Annotated in this window: 18 protein-coding genes; 3 read left to right on the top strand and 15 right to left on the bottom strand. The window is 71.9% G+C overall.

Annotated features, from left to right (window positions below; genetic code table 11):
* Positions 1–23: 23 nt before the first annotated feature.
* From AB0910_RS01810 to AB0910_RS01800, 3 genes are all read right to left on the bottom strand, one after another.
* Positions 24–998, bottom strand: coding sequence for an acyl-ACP desaturase (locus AB0910_RS01810; protein ID WP_366742487.1), 975 nt, complete (start codon positions 996–998; stop codon positions 24–26).
* Positions 999–1,304: 306 nt separating this feature from the next.
* Positions 1,305–2,081 carry a dimethylargininase gene (gene ddaH / locus AB0910_RS01805; protein WP_366742486.1) on the bottom strand — a complete coding sequence of 259 codons (777 nt, stop codon included), beginning with the start codon at positions 2,079–2,081 and terminating at the stop codon, positions 1,305–1,307.
* 118 nt (positions 2,082–2,199) lie between these two features.
* A complete protein-coding gene (locus AB0910_RS01800) occupies positions 2,200–2,616 on the bottom strand; it encodes an SsgA family sporulation/cell division regulator (RefSeq protein ID WP_366742485.1) in 417 nt (138 codons plus the stop codon).
* A 378-nt stretch (positions 2,617–2,994) separates the two neighbouring features.
* On the opposite strand from AB0910_RS01800, the gene AB0910_RS01795 reads away from it, so the two are divergent.
* The 3 genes from AB0910_RS01795 (at position 2,995) to AB0910_RS01785 (ending at position 7,537) form a co-directional block, all read left to right on the top strand.
* A complete protein-coding gene (locus AB0910_RS01795) occupies positions 2,995–4,023 on the top strand; it encodes an LLM class F420-dependent oxidoreductase (RefSeq protein WP_366742484.1) in 1,029 nt (342 codons plus the stop codon).
* A gap of 65 nt (positions 4,024–4,088) precedes the next feature.
* Positions 4,089–5,303: an acetyl-CoA C-acetyltransferase gene (locus AB0910_RS01790; protein WP_366742483.1), complete on the top strand. Its 1,215-nt coding sequence runs from the start codon at positions 4,089–4,091 to the stop codon at positions 5,301–5,303.
* A gap of 59 nt (positions 5,304–5,362) precedes the next feature.
* A complete protein-coding gene (locus tag AB0910_RS01785) occupies positions 5,363–7,537 on the top strand; it encodes a 3-hydroxyacyl-CoA dehydrogenase NAD-binding domain-containing protein (protein WP_366742482.1) in 2,175 nt (724 codons plus the stop codon).
* 58 nt (positions 7,538–7,595) lie between these two features.
* Here the strand turns inward: AB0910_RS01785 and AB0910_RS01780 are convergent, their stop codons facing one another.
* From AB0910_RS01780 to AB0910_RS01725, 12 genes are all read right to left on the bottom strand, one after another.
* Entirely contained in the window at positions 7,596–8,267 is a 672-nt protein-coding gene (locus AB0910_RS01780; protein WP_366742481.1) for a GntR family transcriptional regulator, read from the bottom strand.
* A 100-nt stretch (positions 8,268–8,367) separates the two neighbouring features.
* Positions 8,368–8,982, bottom strand: coding sequence for a cupin domain-containing protein (locus AB0910_RS01775; RefSeq protein ID WP_366742480.1), 615 nt, complete (start codon positions 8,980–8,982; stop codon positions 8,368–8,370).
* Positions 8,982–9,611 carry a cupin domain-containing protein gene (locus AB0910_RS01770; protein WP_366742479.1) on the bottom strand — a complete coding sequence of 210 codons (630 nt, stop codon included), beginning with the start codon at positions 9,609–9,611 and terminating at the stop codon, positions 8,982–8,984. Before AB0910_RS01770 ends, AB0910_RS01775 begins: the two co-directional genes overlap by 1 nt.
* A 38-nt stretch (positions 9,612–9,649) precedes the next feature.
* Entirely contained in the window at positions 9,650–10,789 is a 1,140-nt protein-coding gene (locus AB0910_RS01765; RefSeq protein ID WP_366742478.1) for an ABC transporter ATP-binding protein, read from the bottom strand.
* Between the two features lie 17 nt (positions 10,790–10,806).
* Positions 10,807–12,564 carry an iron ABC transporter permease gene (locus tag AB0910_RS01760; protein ID WP_366742477.1) on the bottom strand — a complete coding sequence of 586 codons (1,758 nt, stop codon included), beginning with the start codon at positions 12,562–12,564 and terminating at the stop codon, positions 10,807–10,809.
* The gene (locus AB0910_RS01755) at positions 12,561–13,667 is read right to left on the bottom strand and encodes an ABC transporter substrate-binding protein (protein WP_366742476.1); all 1,107 of its coding nucleotides are present in this window, start codon (positions 13,665–13,667) and stop codon (positions 12,561–12,563) included. Before AB0910_RS01755 ends, AB0910_RS01760 begins: the two co-directional genes overlap by 4 nt.
* 138 nt (positions 13,668–13,805) lie before the next feature.
* A complete protein-coding gene (locus AB0910_RS01750) occupies positions 13,806–14,768 on the bottom strand; it encodes a PDR/VanB family oxidoreductase (protein WP_366742475.1) in 963 nt (320 codons plus the stop codon).
* Positions 14,765–15,991 (bottom strand): hypothetical protein, encoded by a 1,227-nt coding sequence (locus tag AB0910_RS01745; protein ID WP_366742474.1) that lies wholly within the window; start codon positions 15,989–15,991, stop codon positions 14,765–14,767. The genes AB0910_RS01750 and AB0910_RS01745 overlap by 4 nt, the downstream gene beginning before the upstream one ends.
* Complete coding sequence (locus AB0910_RS01740; RefSeq protein WP_366742473.1) at positions 15,988–16,974, bottom strand: hypothetical protein; 987 nt, start codon at positions 16,972–16,974, stop codon at positions 15,988–15,990. Before AB0910_RS01740 ends, AB0910_RS01745 begins: the two co-directional genes overlap by 4 nt.
* Positions 16,971–17,162, bottom strand: a complete 192-nt coding sequence (locus tag AB0910_RS01735; protein WP_366742472.1) for a hypothetical protein — start codon at positions 17,160–17,162, stop codon at positions 16,971–16,973. The genes AB0910_RS01740 and AB0910_RS01735 overlap by 4 nt, the downstream gene beginning before the upstream one ends.
* Before the next feature lie 31 nt (positions 17,163–17,193).
* Positions 17,194–18,474: a Rieske 2Fe-2S domain-containing protein gene (locus AB0910_RS01730; protein WP_366742471.1), complete on the bottom strand. Its 1,281-nt coding sequence runs from the start codon at positions 18,472–18,474 to the stop codon at positions 17,194–17,196.
* A 39-nt stretch (positions 18,475–18,513) separates the two neighbouring features.
* Entirely contained in the window at positions 18,514–19,617 is a 1,104-nt protein-coding gene (locus tag AB0910_RS01725) for a zinc-binding dehydrogenase (protein ID WP_366742470.1), read from the bottom strand.
* Between the last annotated feature and the right edge of the window lie 53 nt (positions 19,618–19,670).

The following is a 19,670-nucleotide window of genomic DNA, read 5'->3' as shown; positions in this document are numbered from 1 at the left end:
GCGGCCGCCCCGGCGCCGTGCCGTCAGGCGCGGCCGCGCGCCGCCATCCGCGCCTTGCGCGCGGCCAGCTTCTCGTCGAACGTGGCGGCCTCGCCGTCCAGGCCGTTCATGAACAGGCCGAGTTCCTCCTGCGCCCGCAGCCCGGCGGGGCCGAGCCCGTCGATCTCCAGCACCTTCAGATAGCGCAGCACGGGCTGGAGCACGTCGTCGTGGTGGATGCGCAGGTTGTAGACCTCGCCGACCGCCATCGCGACCGCGGCGCGCTCGAAGCCCGGCATGCCGTGCCCCGGCATCCTGAAGCCCGTGACGACGTCGCGCACGGCCTCCATCGTCTCGTCGGGAGCGATCTGGAACGCCGCGCCCAGCAGATTGCGGTAGAAGACCATGTGCAGGTTCTCGTCGGTGGAGATCCGCGCCAGCATCCGGTCGCAGACCGGGTCGCCCGACTGGTGTCCGGTGTTGCGGTGCGAGACGCGGGTGGCCAGCTCCTGGAAGGCGACGTACGCGACGGAGTGCAGCATCGAGTGGCGGTTGTCCGACTCGTAGCCCTCCGACATGTGGGCCATGCGGAACCGTTCGAGCTCGTCCGGGTCGACGGCGCGCGACGCGAGCAGGTAGTCCCGCATCACCGTGCCGTGCCGGCCCTCCTCCGCCGTCCAGCGGTGCACCCAGGTGCCCCAGGCGCCGTCGCGGCCGAACAGCGTCGCGATCTCGTGGTGGTAGCTCGGCAGGTTGTCCTCGGTGAGCAGGTTGACCACGAGGGCGGTACGCCCGATCTGGGTCACCTTGGACTGCTCGGGGTCCCACGGCTCGCCGTCCTCGAAGAAACCGGGGAAGTTGCGGCCGTCCGCCCACGGCACGTACTCGTGCGGCATCCAGTCCTTGGCGACCTTCAGATGGCGGTTGAGCTCCTTCTCCACCACTTCCTCCAGCGCGTACAGCAAGCGGGCGTCTGTCCACGCGTCCGTGCCGGCGAGGTGGGAGGGGGTGAGGGTCACGGGTGCTCCTGGGGGACGGGAAACTACCTACGGACTCGTAGGTTACGAGACCGTAGGTTAAAGAGCGGGTAAGACTGTCTGAGGAACCACGGCGGGGCCGCGGCCCGTGGACCGTCCGCCTACCCGGGGTCCCGGCCGCATGCGTACCGTTCGGCCACAAGCGGCCGTGCGGAGTCCGCTTGATCGCCGCGGGCGTCCCCGCAGGTCGGCGAGGTGCGGACGGGCCGGCATCCGGAATCACGCGGCCCACGGGCCGAGAAGCGCGTGCCTGCCGGGTCCCCGCCCGGCACGCGGGCGGAACCGGCATCACACGTACAGGTCACGCAGCCGCACCGAGAGGCATGTCACGCACCCTTCGAGCTTCTCGAACTCGCCGATCTCCACGAGCACCGGCTCGTAGCCGAGCCCCGCGAGCAGCTCCGCGGTCTTCGGCGCGCTCGCCGCCATCAGCAGCCGGCCGCCGCCCAGCACCACCACATGCGCGCCGGACGGCTCGGGCACCGGCAGGAAGCGCGGGAACAGCGTCGGTACGTCCACCAGCGGCGGATGCCCGAGCACCGTGCCGTCGGGCAGCGCGGTCACCGCGGACTTCAGGTGCAGCACCCGGCTCACCGGTACGGCCACGACCCGCGCGCCGAGCGGCTCGAACGCGGCCCGCAGCTGGGCGACCCCCGTCGCGTTGGTGCGGCCGCCCTGCCCGACGTAGACCGTGTCGCCGACCTTCAGCACGTCGCCGCCGTCCAGCGTGCCGGGCTCCCACACCCAGTTGACCGAGCAGCCGAGCCGCGCGAGCTCCTCCTCGACGGCGGCCGTCTCGGGCCGCCGTGACGCGGCGCCGGGCCGGGTGATCAGTGCGACGTTGCGGAACATCACCACCGTGTCCTCGACGAAGACCCCGTCGGGGCAGTCGTCGGCCGGAGCCACCTCGATGGTCTCCCAGCCGTGGTCCGCCAGAGCGCCGACGTACCCCTCCCACTGCCGCAGCGCCAGCACGGCGTCCACGGGGGTGCGTTCCAGATGGGTCACGAGGCCCTCGTCGAGACGCGAACTCGGCTGGCGGATCAGGGCTTTCCTGCTGGGCACGTGCGGGTCTCCAGGTCCTGGCGGGGTTCCGGTCGCGCCCCATCATGACCCGAGGGCGGGCCGGGACGGAACGGACGCCTCCCCTCAGGGCGGTGAACAGCGCCGGGCCCGACCGGTCTCAGCGGGCGTCGCGCAGCAGTTCGGCGAGCGCCGAGTCCAGGTCAAGATAGAGGTGTTCGCGCCCCTCGGGGACCACGGAACGCGACCGGTCGAGGAACCTGACCAGGTCGGCCGAGCGCAGGTGGACCATCGCCGTGCCCTCGGGGGCGTGGAACTCCACGACCGTGCGCCCGTATCCGAACGGCCGCACCCGCACGTCGCCCTCGCCCGCCGGCGCCGAGAGCCCCGACGCCAGCAGCTCGCGGGAGAACTCCCAGACCACCTCCGTCCCTTCGAGGGTGGCGAGCGGCGGGAAGACCATCCGGACGGTGAAGGGGTCGGTCCTGTCGTAGAGCAGGGTGGCAGGCACGGTCTCCAGGCTGGGCGACGACGCGACGACGCGTGCCTGCACTGCCTGTTCGACCACAGGTGACATGGCTGCTCCCCTTCGTCGGCGCCGGGCCCGGCGACACGGTGCGTGATCTGCTACCTGTACAGACGTCGGAACCATGCATTCCGTGCACCGCTCGGGGGCGTGAGTTGTGTCACCGCACGCACGTACGCCCTCCGTGCGCCCGTCGCCTGCGGCCCGCGACGCGCCCCCGCGGGGAACCTCCGCGACGGCCCCGCCCGCGCCGCCCAGGCCCGCGCCCCGCGCCTCGTCGGAAGGGTGCCGCCGGGCCCCGCGAGGCTTGTGCGCGGCCCCGCGCGTTCATAGCATCGCGGGCGTTACACCAGTTGTGTCAGACTCGGCCTGGCCCGGCCGCGCGGCCCGTGCCGCGGCGGGGCCAGGACCGTCAGGAAGGCTCCGCACATGGAGATCTCGCTCCAGCTCGACCACACCGGCGACGCAAGGGCGGCGTGCGACGCGGCGGTGGCGCTGGAGCCCGCGGGGCTCGACGCCGTCTGGGTCGCCGAGGCGTGGGGCTTCGACTCCGCCACGGTCATGGGGTACCTGGCCGCCCGCACGGAGCGCGCCGCCATCGGCTCCGCCATCGTCAACGTCTTCTCCCGCACGCCCGCGCTGATCGCCCAGACCGCCGCGGGCCTCGACGCGGTCTCCGGCGGGCGCGCCCTCCTCGGCCTCGGCGCGTCGGGACCGCAGGTCATCGAGGGCTGGCACGGCCTGCCGTACGAGAAGCCGCTCGCCCGCACCCGGGAGACCGTCGAGATCTGCCGCAGGATCTGGCGCCGCGAGACGGTCGAGCACCACGGCCTGCTCGACCTGCCCCTGCCCCCGGAGAAGGGCGGCGGGCACGGCAAGCCGCTGCGGATGCTCACCCGGCCCGTACGCCGGGAGATCCCCGTCTTCCTCGCCGCCCTCGGCCCCGCCAACGTCGAGATGGCGGCGGAGATCGCCGATGGCTGGCTGCCCCACCTGTTCCTGCCGGAGAAGGCCGACCGCGTCTGGGGCGCGCCCCTGGCCAGGGGCGCCGCGAAGCGCGACCCGGCGCGCGCCCCGCTGCGCACCGTCGCCGGCGGGCTCCTCGCCATCGGGGACGACGCGGCGCGCTTCCGCGACAAGGCGCGCGCCCAGATCGCCCTGTACGTCGGCGGGATGGGCGCACGCGGCAGGAACTTCTACCACGACCTCGCGGTCGCCTACGGCTACGGACAGGCGGCGGCCCGGATCCAGGACCTCTACCTGGCGGGCCGCATCCGCGACGCGGCGGCGGCCGTGCCCGACGAGTTCTGCGAACTGGCCACGCTGTGCGGGCCCGAGGGCTATGTCCGCGACCGCGTCGCCGCCTTCCGCGACGCCGGCGTCACCATGCTCAACGTCACCCCCGTGGGCCCCGACCCGTTCAGGTCCGTGGCGACGGTCAAGGGCTGGCTCACCTGACCCCGCGCTGATCACGGCGCCCCGCCCCGGGTGCCCGCCCCAGCGCTCCGACAGAAAGGCACGCCGTGAGCACCGAAGCGTACGTGTACGACGCCGTCCGCACCCCGCGCGGCCGCGGCAAGCCGAACGGCGCCCTGCACGGCACCAAGCCCATCGACCTCGTCGTCGGCCTCATCCACGAGCTGCGCGCGCGCTTCCCCGGCCTCGACCCCGCGGCCGTGGACGACATCGTCCTCGGCGTCGTCACCCCGGTCGGCGACCAGGGATCCGACATCGCGCGCATCGCCGCGCTCGCGGCCGGCCTGCCCGACACCGTCGCAGGCGTCCAGGAGAACCGCTTCTGCGCCTCCGGGCTCGAAGCCGTCAACCTGGCCGCCGCGAAGGTCCGTTCCGGCTGGGAGGACCTCGTGCTCGCCGGCGGCGTCGAGTCGATGTCCCGGGTGCCGATGGGCTCCGACGGCGGCGCCTGGGCCATGGACCCCATGACCAGCTACGAGACCGGCTTCGCGCCCCAGGGCATCGGCGCCGACCTCATCGCCACCCTCGGCGGCCACAGCCGCAGGGCCGTCGACGAGTTCGCCGCGCTCTCCCAGGAGCGCGCCGCTGCCGCCTGGAAGGACGGCAGGTTCGCCCGCTCGGTGGTGCCCGTGCGCGACCGCTCGGGTCTCACCGTCCTCGACCACGACGAGCACCTGCGCCCCGGCACCACGGCGGACGGCCTCGCCGCGCTCACGCCGTCCTTCGCGCAGATCGGCGAGGCCGGCGGGTTCGACGCGGTGGCGCTCCAGAAGTACCACTGGATCGAGCGCATCGACCACGTCCACCACGCGGGCAACTCCTCCGGCATCGTGGACGGCGCCGCGCTCGTCGCCGTCGGCTCCCGGGAGGCGGGCGAGCGCTTCGGGCTCACCCCGCGCGCCCGGATCGTCTCCGCGGCCGTCACCGGCTCCGAGCCCACGATCATGCTCACGGGCCCCGCGCCCGCCAGCCGCAAGGCGCTCGCCAAGGCGGGGCTCGCCATCGGCGACATCGACCTGGTGGAGATCAACGAGGCGTTCGCCGCCGTCGTGCTGCACTACGCGGACGAGATGGGCCTCGGCCTCGACCGGATCAACGTCAACGGCGGTGCCATCGCCCTCGGTCACCCCCTCGGCGCGACCGGCGCGATGATCCTCGGCACGCTCGTCGACGAACTGGAGCGCAGGGACCTGCGCCACGGGCTCGCCACGCTGTGCGTCGGCGGCGGCATGGGCGTCGCCACCGTGGTCGAACGCGTCTGACCGCCGCACCCCGCCCGCACCGCCCGTACGCCCCCCCAACTCCGCGACGGAGCCGCAGCATGAGCGAGTCCACCACCATCCGCTGGGAGCAGGACGGCACCGGTGTCGTCACCCTCGTACTCGACGACCCCGGCCAGTCGGCCAACACCATGAACGACGCCTTCCGCACGTCGCTCACTGCCGTCGCCGACCGCCTCGAAGCCGAACGGGACACCGTGCGCGGCGTCATCGTCACCTCGGCCAAGAAGACCTTCTTCGCGGGCGGCGACCTCCGTGAGCTCATCGGGCTGCGGCCCGAGGACGCCGGGCAGGCGTACGCGCGCGGCATGGCCGTCAAGCGCGACCTGCGCCGCATCGAGACCCTCGGCAAGCCCGTCGTCGCCGCGCTGGGCGGCGCCGCGCTCGGCGGCGGCTACGAGATCGCGCTCGCCTGCCACCACCGCGTGGCCCTCGACGCGCCGGGCTCGCGCATCGGCCTGCCCGAGGTCACCCTCGGACTGCTGCCCGGCGGGGGCGGTGTCGTCAGGACCGTACGGCTCCTCGGCATCGCGGACGCGCTGCTCAAGGTCCTCCTCAAGGGCACCAGGCACACCCCGCGCCGCGCCCTCGACGCCGGGCTCGTCCACGAGGTCGCCGAGACGCCCGAGGCGATGCTCGCGAGCGCGCACGCCTACATCGACGCGCACCCCGAGTCGCACCAGCCCTGGGACCTGCCCGGCTACCGGATCCCCGGCGGCACCCCCGCCGACCCGCGCTTCGCCGCGGCCCTCCCCGCCTTCCCCGCGACCCTCAGGAAGCAGACCGCGGGCGCGCCGCTGCCCGCGCCCCGCGCCATCCTCGCGGCGGCCGTCGAGAGCTCCCAGGTCGACATCGGGACGGCCTTCGCCATCGAGGCGCGCTACTTCGTGGACCTGGCCACGGGGCAGACCGCCAAGAACATGATCCAGGGCTTCTTCTTCGACCTCAGGGCCGCCGACTCCGGCGCCGGGCGGCCCTCGGGCGTGCCCCGGCAAACCGTGCGCCGGGTCGCCGTGCTGGGTGCGGGGGCGATGGGCTCCGGCATCGCCCACGCCTGCGCACGCGCCGGTATCGCCGTCGTGCTCAAGGACGTCACCCGCGAGGCGGCCGAGCGCGGCAGGGCCCACTGCGCGGCCCTCCTCGACCGGGCCGTCGAGCGCGGCAGGACCACCCCGGCGGAGCGCGACGCCGTCCTCGCCAGGATCACTCCCACCGGGCAGGCCGCCGACCTCGCCGGGTGCGACGCCGTGATCGAGGCGGTCTTCGAGGACACCGCGCTCAAGCACGCGGTGTTCCAGGAGGCCCAGAAGGCCGTCGCCCCCGACGCGCTGCTCTGCTCCAACACCTCCACGCTGCCGGTCACCGCGCTCGCCGAGGGCGTCGACCGCCCCGCCGACTTCCTCGGGCTGCACTTCTTCTCGCCCGTCGACAGGATGCCGCTCGTCGAGATCGTCAGGGGTCGCGCCACCGGCGACGAGGCGCTCGCCCGCGCCTACGACCTGGTGCGGCAGATCCGCAAGACGCCGATCGCGGTCAACGACTCGCGCGGCTTCTTCACCTCGCGCGTCATCGGGCGGTTCCTCGACGAGGGCGTGGCGATGGTCGGCGAGGGCATCGAGCCCGCCTCCGTCGAACAGGCCGCCGCGCAGGCCGGATACCCCGCCAAGGTGCTCGCCCTGATGGACGAGCTGACGCTCACCCTGCCGAGGAGGATCCGCGCCGAGGCCCGGCGCGCCGCCGAGGAGGCGGGCGGCACCTGGCACCCGCACCCGGCGGACGCCGTCGTGGACCGGATGGTCGACGAGTTCGGCAGGGAGGGGCGCGCGGCGGGCGGCGGCTTCTACACGTACGGGGACGACGGCGCCCGCACCGGCTTGTGGCCGGGGCTGCGGGAGCACTTCACCCGGCCGGACGCCGCGATCCCGTTCGACGACATGCGCGAGCGGATGCTGTTCGCCGAGGCGCTCGACACCGTCCGCTGCCTCGACGAGGGCGTCCTCACCTCGGTCGCCGACGCCAACGTCGGCTCCCTGCTGGGCATCGGCTTCCCCGCCTGGACCGGCGGCGCCCTCCAGTACGTCAACGGCTACCCCGGCGGCCTGACCGGGTTCACGGCCCGCGCCCGCGAACTCGCCGCACGCTACGGCGACCGCTTCGAACCGCCCGCCTCGCTCGTCGCCCGCGCGGCCGAGGACCGCCCCTACACCGACGCCTGAGCCCGGCGGCCCCCGCACCGGGCGGCCTGCGCCAGGACGCGTGCCCGGTGACGCCGCGTCAGGAGACGTGCCCGAGCAGCCCCTTGGGCATGGCGGCGTTCCAGCCGCCGAGCTTCCTGAGCGCGGCGATGACGCTCGTGAGGTGCGCGCGCATCTCGGCCTCGGCGCGCTCGGGGTCGCCCGCGGTGACGGCCTCGATCACGGCGAGGTGCTCGCCGAGGCCCTGTTCGAGGCGTCCCGGCAGCAGCGTGATGCCGTACTGGTACCGGACGCTCTGATAGCGCAGCCTGTCGAGCACCTGCGCCGCGCTCTCCTGCGCCGCGAGGTCGCGGATGACGTGGTGCGCCTCCTGGCTGCTCGCGTTGTACGCGGGGACGTCGCCGGAGGCGACCGCGGCGCGCATCTCGTCGCCCAGGACGTGCAGGCGCTTCTTGTCCGCGGCGGTCGCGGCGGCCGAGGCCCTGCGGGCGCAGAGCCCCTCGACCACGGCGCGCACCTCGGTGATCTCGATGGCCTGCTCCAGGGAGACCGGGCGCACGGTGGCGCCGCGGTTGCGCTGATGGACGACGAGGCCCTCGTTCTCCAGCACGGCGAGCGCCTGCCGTACTGTGCCGCGTGACGTCGAGAGCTCGGCGGCCAACTCCAGTTCGACCAGCCGCTGTCCCGGCGTGAACTCGCCGCGGATGATCGCCGAACGCAGGTCTTCGACGACCGCGCCGGTCCGCTCCATCTCACTGTTCCCTTCGTGGCGCCGACGGGGGCACGTCCCAGATTGTTCACCCGCACTGTAACAGGATCGTCGGCAATCCTGAGACGTATGAGCCCCCCGGTCAGACGGTGTGCCCCGGCGGCGCCGTGAGGTAGGCGCGCACGCGGTCGGCCGTCAACCCGACCCCCGGCTCGTACTCGGGGGCGTCCTCGATCTGTTCGAGGTCGGCGAGCCCGCAGTGCCGGTAGATCCGGTTGACGGCCGAGATCAGCCGGACCGGGCACCGCGGGTCCGCGTTGACGTGCTGGTGGATGGTGTTGGGCGGCACGTAGATCACGTCGCCCGCCTCCCAGTCGAAGCGCCTTACCTCGTCCGCCGCCCTCCAGTGGTAGGTGTCGGTGATCTCCACGTCGCAGTCCTGGTGCAGGTCGTAGCCGCGCCCCTCCACGACGTAGAGGCACTCCTCGGCGAGGTGGCGGTGCCTGCCCGAGCGGCTCCCCGGCGGGATGAGCTGCATGTAGGCGTCCACGGTCTCCATGCGGGTGTTCATGTCCTCGTTGAGCAGGTGCTTGAGGATCCCCTGCCGCGACATCTCCCACGGCATGTCCGCGGGCCTGAGCACCTTGCGGCGCCCGGCGTTGCGCGCGGGCGCCTCCTGCGCGTGCCGGAGCGACCTGGCGTAGAGCGGCTGGTTGTCCTCGCCCTGCAGGAAGGCGCTCGTCTCGCTCCAGGCCATCAGTAGCCGCCCTCCGGGTGGTTGAAGTCGGGTTCCTCGCCGCGCGCCTCGAAGCCCGCGCCGCCGGGCGCCGGGTGGCCGGGGCGCGGCTCGACCATCTTCTGGAACAGCATGTTCATGAACAGGTACATGGGCTTGGTCTTGATGACGAGCGCCCTCGCGGGCTTCTCGGACGAGGCGTTGTGGTGCTGGTGCACGCAGTTGTTGTGCACGACGACGACGTCGCCTGCCCGCCAGTCGTAGCGGACCCCGTCGTGGATCTCGTAGCCCTCCCCGTCGAGGATGTAGAAGGCCGCCTCGTTGACGTGGCCGTGCTTCTGCGACCTGCCGCCCGGCCCGTACTCCTCCAGGTGGAGGTGGAAGGTCTGGGTGATGCCGTCCTTCGGTTCGACGTAGTGGCGCGAGTAGGTCTGCGGCCCGTCGACGAAGCCGAGTTCCTCCGCCTTGCGCACGCGCGGCTGCGCCCTGAGCCGGGCGAGTTCGTCGCCCAGGGAGTAGTCGCCCTGGACGGACCGCAGGAAGACCCGGTCCTTCTTGCCGTGGTAGGACCGCCGCAGCAGCTCCTCGTCGCCCGGCACTGCGGCGGGGACGGCGTCGTCGTGCGGCGCGGCGGGTTCGTTGTGTGACATCGGTACTCCGTTCTGCCCTTGACGGCATGGGGGCGGCTTCACGCCTCGGCCGGGACGACGCGGGCGTTTCCCGGCTCGACGCGGACGACGACGTCGTCGCCCTGGCGCACGTCGTGGTGGCGGGTCGAGCGGCACTCCAGCCGCCGGCCGGCGACCTGGACGATGTGGCGGACGCACTCGCCCTCGAAGGACTGCTCCACCACCGTTCCGACCAGGTCGTTCTCCCCGGCCTCCGGCTCCTCGCCGGTGAGCGGGCGGGGGACGAGGTCCTCGGGGCGCAGCACGACAGCGAGGTCGTCGAGGCCGGGCGCCACGGGCTCACCGAGCCGCAGCCTGCCGATCTCCGAGGCCACGCTGCGGCGGCCCGGGTCGTCGATCCTGGCGGGGATCACATTGGGCGACCCGACGAAGCGGGCGACGAAGAGGTTCGCCGGGCGGTCGTAGATCTCCCGCGGGCTGCCCTGCTGCATCACCCGCCCGCCGTTCATGACCGTGATGACGTCCGACATCGCCAGCGCCTCGGCCTGGTCGTGGGTGACATACAGGGTCGTCAGGCCCAGTTCGCGCTGGAGGCGCTTGAGTTCGAGCCGCATCGAGGCGCGCAGCTGCGCGTCGAGGTTCGACAGCGGCTCGTCGAGCAGGAGGAGCCTGGGGTCCCCGACGAGGGCGCGGGCGAAGGCCAGGCGCTGCTGCTGGCCGCCGGAGAGCCGGGTCGCCGACCGGTCGATGACGTCACAGAGGCCCACGGACCCGAGCGCCGACCGCACGCGCCGGTCGATCTCCGCCCTGGTCCTCTTCTGCCTCTGCCGTCCCGCCTTCAGGGGGAAGGCCACGTTGTCGCGCACGCTCATGTGCGGCCAGATGGCATAGGACTGGAAGACCATGCCGAGCCTGCGCCTGTCGGGGGAGAGGTTCACGTGGCGACCGGACGAGAACAGCGGCTCGCCCGCGAGTTCGATGTCCCCGGCGTCCGGTTCCTCCAGGCCGGCCACCGACCGGAGCAGAGTCGTCTTTCCACAGCCCGAGGGGCCGAGGAGCGTGTGGAACTGCCCGCTGTCGACCGCGAGGGAGACGCCGCAGAGGGCCGGCCTCGCGGTGTACGCCGCCGTGCCGCCTGCCAGGATCCTGCGGGCCGGTCCGGGGTCGTAGCGCTTCTCGACGCTTTTCACACTGAGCATGTCTGCCGCCCTTGACTTCACTGATTGCGTACGCCGCGCCTCGACGCGATGCCCTGGAACGCCAGCACCAGGAGGGTGAGGACGAGGACAAGCACGACACCGATGGCCGACACGAGATCGTCCTTGCCGTCCTGGTACTGCTGGAAGATGGTCACGGAGACGACCTCCTTGCCCGGGCTGTAGAGCAGGATGCTGCTCTGCAGCTCACGGAAGCAGACGATGAGGATGTAGACCCAGCCGCCGATCACACCGGGGGCGGCCAGCGGGAGGAGCACCTTCCTCATCGTCGTGCCCCAGCCCGCGCCGGAGACCTGCGCCGACTCTTCGAGTTCCTTCGACACGGTCGCGAAGGCCGCGCCGGCGTAGCGCATGCCGTAGGGGAGGAACCGGGTCGTGTAGGCGATCATCAGGATCACCAGCGTCCCGTAGATCGGCAGCGTCGTGCGCAGGTAGACGACGGCCAGCGCGACGCCGAAGACGAGGCCGGGGACGACCAGCGGCGAGAACGCCAGCATGTCGAGGAGGCGCCGGGCCCGCCCGTTGGTGCGTACCACGACCCAGGAGGCCACTGTGGAGAGGAACATGGCCGCGGTCGCGGCCACCAGCGCCACGACGAGGGTGTGTTCGAAGGACGCGACGATCGGGCTGCTGCCGAACAGGTCGCGGTAGTTCGTGAACGTCAGCTTTCCGAAGGCGTCGGCGGAAGGCTGCTCGTACGTCTTCAGGAGCGACGACCAGACCAGGATCAGCAGCGGCAGCGCGACGGCCAGCACGAAGTAGACCGCGACGAGCAGGCCTGCCAGCGGCCTGACCCGGCCGAGCTTCTCGCGTCGCGGCCTGAACGCCTTCCCGCTGATCGACCCGGACTCGCGCAGCGAGCCGCCGGCGCGGCCCGCCAGCCACACTCCGACGCCCGCGATGACGAGGAGTCCGAAGCCGATCGCGCCCACGGCCTGGTAGTCGACGGGATACTGCTGGTAGAGGAAGTAGAGGCGGCTGGTGAGCACATAGTGGTTGCCGGGCAGGCCGAGGAAGACCGGGATCTCGAAGACTTCGAGGGCCTGCACGAAGACGATCAGGGCGGATCCCGCCAGCGCGGGTTTCACCATGGGCAGTGTGATGCCGACGAGTGTCCGCCACCGCCCGAGGCCCGCGACGCGGCCCGCCTCCTCCATGGAGGGGTCGCTTGCCCGGAAGGCGGACGCCATGAGGAGGAAGACGATCGGCGCGGAGTGCAGGCTCTGCACCCAGATCATGCCCCAGACCGAGTACACGTCGAACGGCCGGATGTGGAACAGGGTGTCGCTCAGGTTGTTGAGCAGGCCGATGTTCTTGCTGCCCAGGTAGATCCACGCCGGGGCGTAGAGGATCGCCGGGATGACGAGCGGCACCATGGCCGCCAGGTCGAGCAGCTTGCGCAACGGTGTGTCGGTGCGCGCGGAGAGGAAGGCGAAAACACTGCCGATGGCCATGGAGAGGACGGTGGAGCCGAGCGCGAAGGCGAAGGTGTTGCCGACCATCGACCACGTGTCGCGCGTGTTCGGCAGGGCGCGGGTGAAGCCCCCCAGGTTCACGGACCCGTCGTCCGCGACGAAGGTCTTCCACAGCAGGAACGCGACCGGGACGAGGACCAGATAGGCGAGCAGGACGACGACCGTCAGGACGACGGCGTTCCGTCCCCGGAAGCGGCGCCCGCGGGTTGTGCGGGCCGCCGGGCGCGGCCCGGGGCCGCCGGCTCCGGCGGAGGGTGCGTCGAGGAGCGACTGCTGGCTCATCGCGCGATCACCGGGTCCTGGCCCTTGAGCAGGTTGTCCCACGCCGTCGCCCAGGCGTTGCCCTTGCTGGAGGCGAGGGTCTTCCAGTCGTCGTAGACGTAGACGGTGCCCTTCGGCAGGCGGGACCGGTAGCCGGGCACCGCGGCGGGGTCGGTCGGCGTGTAGCCGGCCCGCGCGAGGTACTTCTGTCCCTGGGTGAGGTACCAGTCGCACCACAGGAGGGCGGCGGCGGGATGTGCCGCGCTTTTCATCGGGCTCGACCCGATGATCTGCCGGGTGACCGGCGCGAAGCCGGTGTCGACGACGGCTCCGCTGCCGCCGCCCCCCGCGAACTGCAGGAAGTCGTCGACCATCACCGGGAAGTCGCCGGCCTTGAGCAGCTGGGTGGTGGAGGTGTGGCCGTTGCTGACGCGGAAGTTGGCTGCGACCTTCTTCATCGTCGCCGCGAAGTCGGAAGGGGACATCCCCTTCGTCCCGGTCTCGTAGTCGTAGAGGTCCACGTACCAGTTGAAGTCGCTCTGCTCGACGGCGACCTTCCCCTTCCACTCCGGGCCGGCGAAGCCCGCTATGCCGGTGGGAAGGCCGGACTGCTGCACCTTGCCGCCGTTGAACAGCGGCAACGTCTCGATGTAGTAGTCGCCCACCATGCTCCCGGCCCTGGCCTCGGCCGGTACCTTCTCCGCGATGTCGCTCCGGTAGGGCGCGGTCAGGCCCTTCTGGTCCAGGATCGCCATCTCGGAGTCCTTGGTCTCCACGACGTCGCTCTGGGTCCGGTGGGCGGCGGCCTCCTGGAGGACGCGGGTGCGCACGTCGTCGGTCGTCCCGCGGAAGGTGGTGACCTTGATGCCGTACTCCTTCTCGAACGCCGGCACGATGCGGTCGATCGAGGAGTTGGTCGAGTAGAGGGTCAGCCGGCCCTCCTTCTTCGCCTCGTCGGCCAGGGCCTGCTGCCGCGGCCGGCCGGTCATGCCGCCGAACTTCGCATACGCGCCGGCGGCCGCCTTGACGGTGGCCGCGTCGGGACTTCCGCAGGCTGCCAGCGCTGATCCGAGTGCGACCAACGAGGCGGCCGAGACCACCCCGAGCCGGTAGTTCTTGAGCATCTTCGCTCCTTCGCCTGATGGCTGCGAGGGCATGCGTCCGCGCCCTTTTGTGTCCATCTGGACTGCTTGCGCCGCACGTTACAGCGCACACACCAATGTGACCAGCAATCTGGCCAACACTATTGCCGACAATATTGCTCAGAGGTCGACGGCGATCGACTGCCCCGAGGCCCGGCTGCAGCACAGCGCCATGACCTGCCCTGACGCCTTCTCGGCAGCGCTGAGGACCACATCGCGGTGGTCGGGCGAACCGCCGAGCACCCGCACCACACACGTGCCGCAGACGCCCTGTTCGCACGCGGTGGGCACGAACACACCGGCCCGGGCCAGCGCACGGGAAGGGGTGTCGGCGGCACCCACCTCCACGGTCGCCCCGCTGCGCACCGCGGTCAGTGTGAAGGGGTGGCCCGCGGTGTCCGCGTCGTGCTTGAAGTGCTCGACATGGAACGCCTCCGCCGCCACCCCGGCCGCCTCGCCCTCTTTGCGGACGAACTCCATGAACGCCTCGGGGCCGCAGACGTACACGCTCGTCTCCGGGCCCGCGGCGCGCAGCACCTCGGCCGCGGGGAAGAAGCCGTCGTCAAAGTCCGCACGCACGTGCAGGGCGCCCTCGGGCACCAGCCCGCGCAACTCGGCGGCGTAGGCCGCCCGGTCGGGGGTGCGCACCTGGTAGTGGAACGCGAACGGGCGGCCGCGGGCGGCGAGCGTACGCGCCATCGCGAGGAGCGGGGTCACCCCGATCCCGCCCGCGATCAGGACGGGTCCGGGGCCGGCGTCGGCGAGCTCGAAGGTGTTCTTCGGCTCGCTGACGAGCAGCCGGTGCCCCGTCAGGAGCCGTTCGTGGACGTAGACGGAACCACCGCGGGAGTCCGCGGCCTTGAGTACGGCGATCCTGCAGGTGGCGGCCGCCCGCGCGGGCGCCACCAGGGAGTACTGCCTGACCAGTCCGTTGGGCAGCCAGACGTCGACGTGGGCGCCCGCGTCGTGGTCGGGCCAGGGCCCGCCGTCCACGGGCCTCAGCTCGACCTCCAGCACGTCGCGCGCCACGGCCCGGCGGCCGACGACCTCGGCCTCGACGGCGCCGTCGTACGGCCGGGTCACGCCTCGGCCCCCGCGCCCCCGGCCGCCTCGGCCAGCCGGTCGGCGGCGAGTTGGACGACCTGGCGGGAGGAGAGCGCGAGCAGCGGGTGGGCGCCGGCCTCGACGAGGGCGTCGAAGCCGGGCTTGCGCAGCGCCTCGGCGAAGCGCGGCGCCAGGCCGGCGGCCGCTATGGCCTCCTCGGGGGCGCGGGCGAAGTCGTCGCGCAGGCCCTCCTCGACGATCAGCCGGTGCAGGAAGCGGTTGAGGGGCAGCGCCTCGGGCTCGGGGAACGTGTAGTAGATGAAGTCCTCGCTGGTGAACTCGTGACCGCCGTATCGGGGCAGCTCCGTCCCCGTACCCTCCTCGTGCCGTGCCTCGTCGGCGGCCCGGGGCAGGAACTGCACCACGCCCTGGCCGTGGTGGGACATCTCCTGGTAGGAGAGCAGGCGGCCGGGGACGTCGCCGACGATGCCCAACAGCACGCACCAGGTGAGCAGTTCGCTCTCGCCGACCTCGTCGAGGTTGACGGGGGTGAGGTCGATGAGGTCCTGGAAGCGTCCGGCGGCGGTCTCCTGGATGACCCAGCGGTCGAAGTCGTGGTTCGGGGCCATGTAGCGGGCCGTGCCGGGGAAGTGGGACATCCCGCCGCTCGCGATGACGGCGATCCGCTCGCCGCGGCCCGCAAGAGCCCTGCCGATCGCCTTGCCGAGCTCGTAGCAGCGCCTGGGGCTGGGGATCGGCGGCAGGTACGTGTTGACGAGGAGCGGGACGACCGGGACGTCGCTCTCGCCGAGCACGTACCGGAACGGCGTGAGGAAGGCGTGGCCCAGCGTCGCCTCCTGCGAGTAGGTCAGGTCGAAGCCGTCGGAGATGACCTTCTTCAGCACGTCCACCGCGATGTCGGTGTGCACGCGCTTGCGCATCCGCCGCTCCATGTAGTGCGCCTCGCACTCCTGGGAGATGACCATGGTGAAGGTTGGCACCGCCTCCAGCCAGAACGTCTCCAAGTGGTCGAGCCCGATGACGAGCACGGCGTCGGGCCGGGCCTGCGCGAGTGTGGCGCCGAACGCGACGAGAGCGTCCGTGCTCCGGTCGAGTTTGTCGAGTTCCTCGTGCTTGGGGCGGCTCAGCAACTGCGGGGCGTGTACGGCGGCTGCCGCCGCGACGATCTCAGCCATGGTGTCCTCCTGGCCGGGTGTGGTGGTGCGGGATGGTTCGGGTGCGTCGGCGTACGGGGTGGTCACAGGCCGAGGGTCGAGGGTGCGAACAGCTCGTCGACGGCGACCTCGCGGGTGGCGACGCCCTGTTCGGCGGCGTACCGGCGCAGCAGGTCGAGCATGGGACGGTTGGCGTCGACCCCGTACGGCACGGGGTCGGCGAGGCGGTCGGCCTCGGCGGCCAGCGCCGGCGCCACCAGGCGCCACGGCTCGGCCGTCCTCCGCAGACCGTCGAGCACGTGCCGCTTGGCCTGGACGAACGCGTCGTACACGTTCAGGGCGAGCCAGGGGAGCTCCTCGGCGAGCTCGCGCCGCACGGCGACGCAGTGGGTGGCGTGGAGGCCCGCCCCCTGGGCGAGCCGGCGGGCCCGCTCGCCCTCGGGGTCGAAGAGGCGGCGCACCCGCAGTTCCTCGTGGCTCATGGCGGGCGAGCGGTCGACGAGGTTCTTCTCCGACAGGTACAGCAGCGATCCGTCGAGGCGTCCTTCGACCAGCATCGAGCCGATCGAGTCGGTCGCCTCCATGATGTCGACCCGTACGCCCGCGGGAGGCGTGAAGGCCGTGGCCGAGCCGTGGCTCAGCTCGCTGGTCCGCTCCATCACCCAGTGCACGTCCGAGGGTTCGACCCCGAAGTCGTGCTGCAGGACGCCGCGGCTCCACACCGCCGACGTCTGCTGGTACTCCGGTACCCCGATCCTGCGGCCGCGCAGGTCGGCTGCGGACGCGATGCCCGCGCGCTCGCTGACGACGATGCTCAGGTGGCACAGGGTGCGCGTGGTGAAGACCGGCAGGGGCACGAAGCGGTCGTCGCCGAGGGACGCCAGGCGCAGGCACGTCGAGAGCGAGGCCTCGAAGACGTCGAACTCGGCGAAGTGCAGCTGGCGCCAGAACAGTTCGGAGGGGTGGAACGCCAGCGGCGTGACCTCGGCCCCCGCGATGCCCACCACCTGGTCGAGGACCGGCCGCGTGAAGGGGTTCGGCGTCAGCGCGACCGTGAGGCGCCGCTTCATGACGCCTCGTCCTGCCTGTTCAGCATGAGCAGCAGATAGCCCGTGGTGGAGGAGTTGTAGATGATCGGCTGGATGCGGTCGAACGCCCACCCCTGCGCAAGGGCGGTGTTGAGCTCGGTCTCGACCTGCTCGGACACGGCCTCGGGCGTGCGGCCGGTGGCGCGGACTGTCACGATCTTGTAGATCACGTTCGGGCTCTTCCCTCGGTGCGGCGCGGGCTCAGTACCAGGCGGCTGTCAGGTCCTTGGAGACCTCGCGCCACGGCTCGTCCTCCGCCATGAGCATGTCGGTGGCGCGCGTGCCGTTGTGGTCCTCGGGGGCGGAGCCCAGCATCGGCTCGCCCCGCCGGACCCGGTCGGTCATGTCGAGGAGCAGCTTGCGGGCCGTCGAGATGGCCAGGTCGGTGCTGCCGAGGGCCTCCTGGCTGCGGTCGACGATCCGGCCCATGCCGGTCTGGATCGCGAAGTCCTGGGTGTTGACGCCCTCGATGCCGGTGAAGGTCCTCGTGCGCTGGATCTCGCGGTCGATCATGAAGTCGTTCGCCGGCTCGCGTACCAGCCAGAACGTCCCGGGCTTGAAGTCCTCGGGGCCCCGCCCCATCTCGTGCTCGTGGTCCTCGAACCAGTTCTCCGGCATCGGCTGGCCGGGGTCGGCCGAGTAGGCGAAGTTGTAGATCGCCGTGTTGTGGTCGTCGACGGGGACCCAGATGTGGCCGTGGAGGGCCGGGTAGGACGCCTCCTCGCCCTCGCCGTGCCAGCTCAGCCGTACGCTGCGGATCTGCGTGGAGGGCATCGCGAACTGGTAGACGCGCAGATAGACGCGTCCGCCGCCGATGCGCCGCCGGCTGGAGTAGGTGAACCCGTGCGGCTGCAGGTCGACGTCGAGCTCGGGGTGGCGGTCGAGGGCGCGCAGCGACCTGTTGTTGGACAGGTCGTTGTTGTGGGCGAAGGAGGAGTGGGCGGTGTCGATGCCGCCCTCGATCGCCTGGAGGAAGTTGCAGGCCTCGTTGGTCTTGGAGACGCCGCGGTGGGTCTCTGGCGCGCGCAGCCACTCGTGGTCCGGGGGCTCGGGCATGCTGTCGACGGGGCCCATGCAGGTCCAGATGATGCCCCCGGCCTCGTGGACGGGGTAGGCCTTGATACCTGCGCGGAACCGCAGCCGCGCACCGGGCTCCTCCGACGGGGTGTCGAGGCAGTTCCCGTTCACGTCGAACTTCCAGCCGTGGTAGACGCAGCGGATCCCGCACTCCTCGTTGCGGCCGAAGAACAGCGGCGCACGGCGGTGCGAGCAGTAGGCGTCGACGAGCCCCACCTCGCCGTTGGAGTCGCGGAAGGCGACCAGGTCCTCGCCCAGCAGCCGTACCCGTACGGGCGGGGCGTCGGGCTCAGGCACCTCGTCGGCGAGCAGCGCGGGGATCCAGTAGCGGCGGAACACCTCGCCCATGGGGGCGCCGTTCTCGACGCGCGTGAGGCGCTCGTTCTGTTCCCGGGTGATGCGCATGGTGAGGTGCCTTCCCTGAGGGTGAGCCGGTGGTTTCCTTCAGACCGTGACCGTCGCGTGGATGACGTCGGGGACGCTCCCGCTGCCGCCTGTCGAGAGGATCGCGTCGGCGACCTGTTCAAGGGGCACGGTGAGCGAGGACAGGGAGCGGAGCAGTTCGAGCTGGTCGGACATGATGTCGATGGCCTTCTCGACGGCGTCGAAGCTGTGGCCGCGCACACCGGCGACGGTCAGGCACTTGCGGGAGAGCGCGCCGAGGTCGATGCCGTCCTGCGGCCGCCGGTCGCGCACCGGCAGGACGACGCGGCCGCCCTTGCGGGCCATGGCGGCGCAGTCGTTGAAGACGGCCGAGGTGCCTGCCGCGGTGTTGATGACCACGTCGGCGCCCTCGCCGCCGGTGGCCGCGAGGACCTGCTCGACGAGGGAGGGGCCGCTGACCAGCAGATCGGTCGCGCCCAGGCGCTTCGCCGCGGCGAGACGGGCCGCGTCGCGTTCGAGGCCGACCGCGACGATGACGGAAGCGCCCGCGAGGCGCGAGGCGAGGACGCTGCCGAGCCCCTGCTGGCCGGGGCCCACGACCACGACCGAGGCGCCGGGCCCGACCCGGCCGATCTGGTGGGCCCACTCGTAGCCGTTGGCCACCGGCAGTGCCATGGTGGCGACTTCGGCCGGCAGCGCAGCGGGGATGTGGTGGACGACCGTGCGCGGGTGCAGGTACTGCACCTCGCTGAAGCCGCCCCACAGCCCTGGTTCGACGTCGAGCCCCGTGGTCCCGTACCGCAGCGCGGCCGGCTTCACCTCGTGGTCGGATTCGAGACAGAACCGGAACTCCGACGAGCGGCAGAACCTGCAGTACCCGCAGGGGAGGTACTCCTCGAGGAGGACGCGGTCCCCCTCGCTGACGCCCCACCGGTCCGCGGCGACGGGCGTCACGTCGGCGATCACGCCGACGGTCTCGTGCCCCATCACCCGCTCGGGGAGGCCCTCCTGATCGAAGCTCACCACGTCCGAGCCGCATACGCCGACGGCCTCCACCGCCAGCAGTCCTTCGCCGGCCGCCAGCGGGGGCACCGGCAGCTCGCGCAGTTCGATGCGGCGGCGCCCGGTGGTCACCGCCGCGCTCGTGACGCGGGTCGCAGTCACTGTGTGGCCTCCCTCACGTCTGGGCAGAATGAAGCCAACCATATTGTGGACAA

It is taken from the genome of Streptomyces sp. NPDC047002, from assembly GCF_040704505.1.
Classification (GTDB): domain Bacteria; phylum Actinomycetota; class Actinomycetes; order Streptomycetales; family Streptomycetaceae; genus Streptomyces.
Note: the sequence above shows the minus strand (reverse complement) of the source record. Positions and strands in the feature narration are given on the sequence as shown.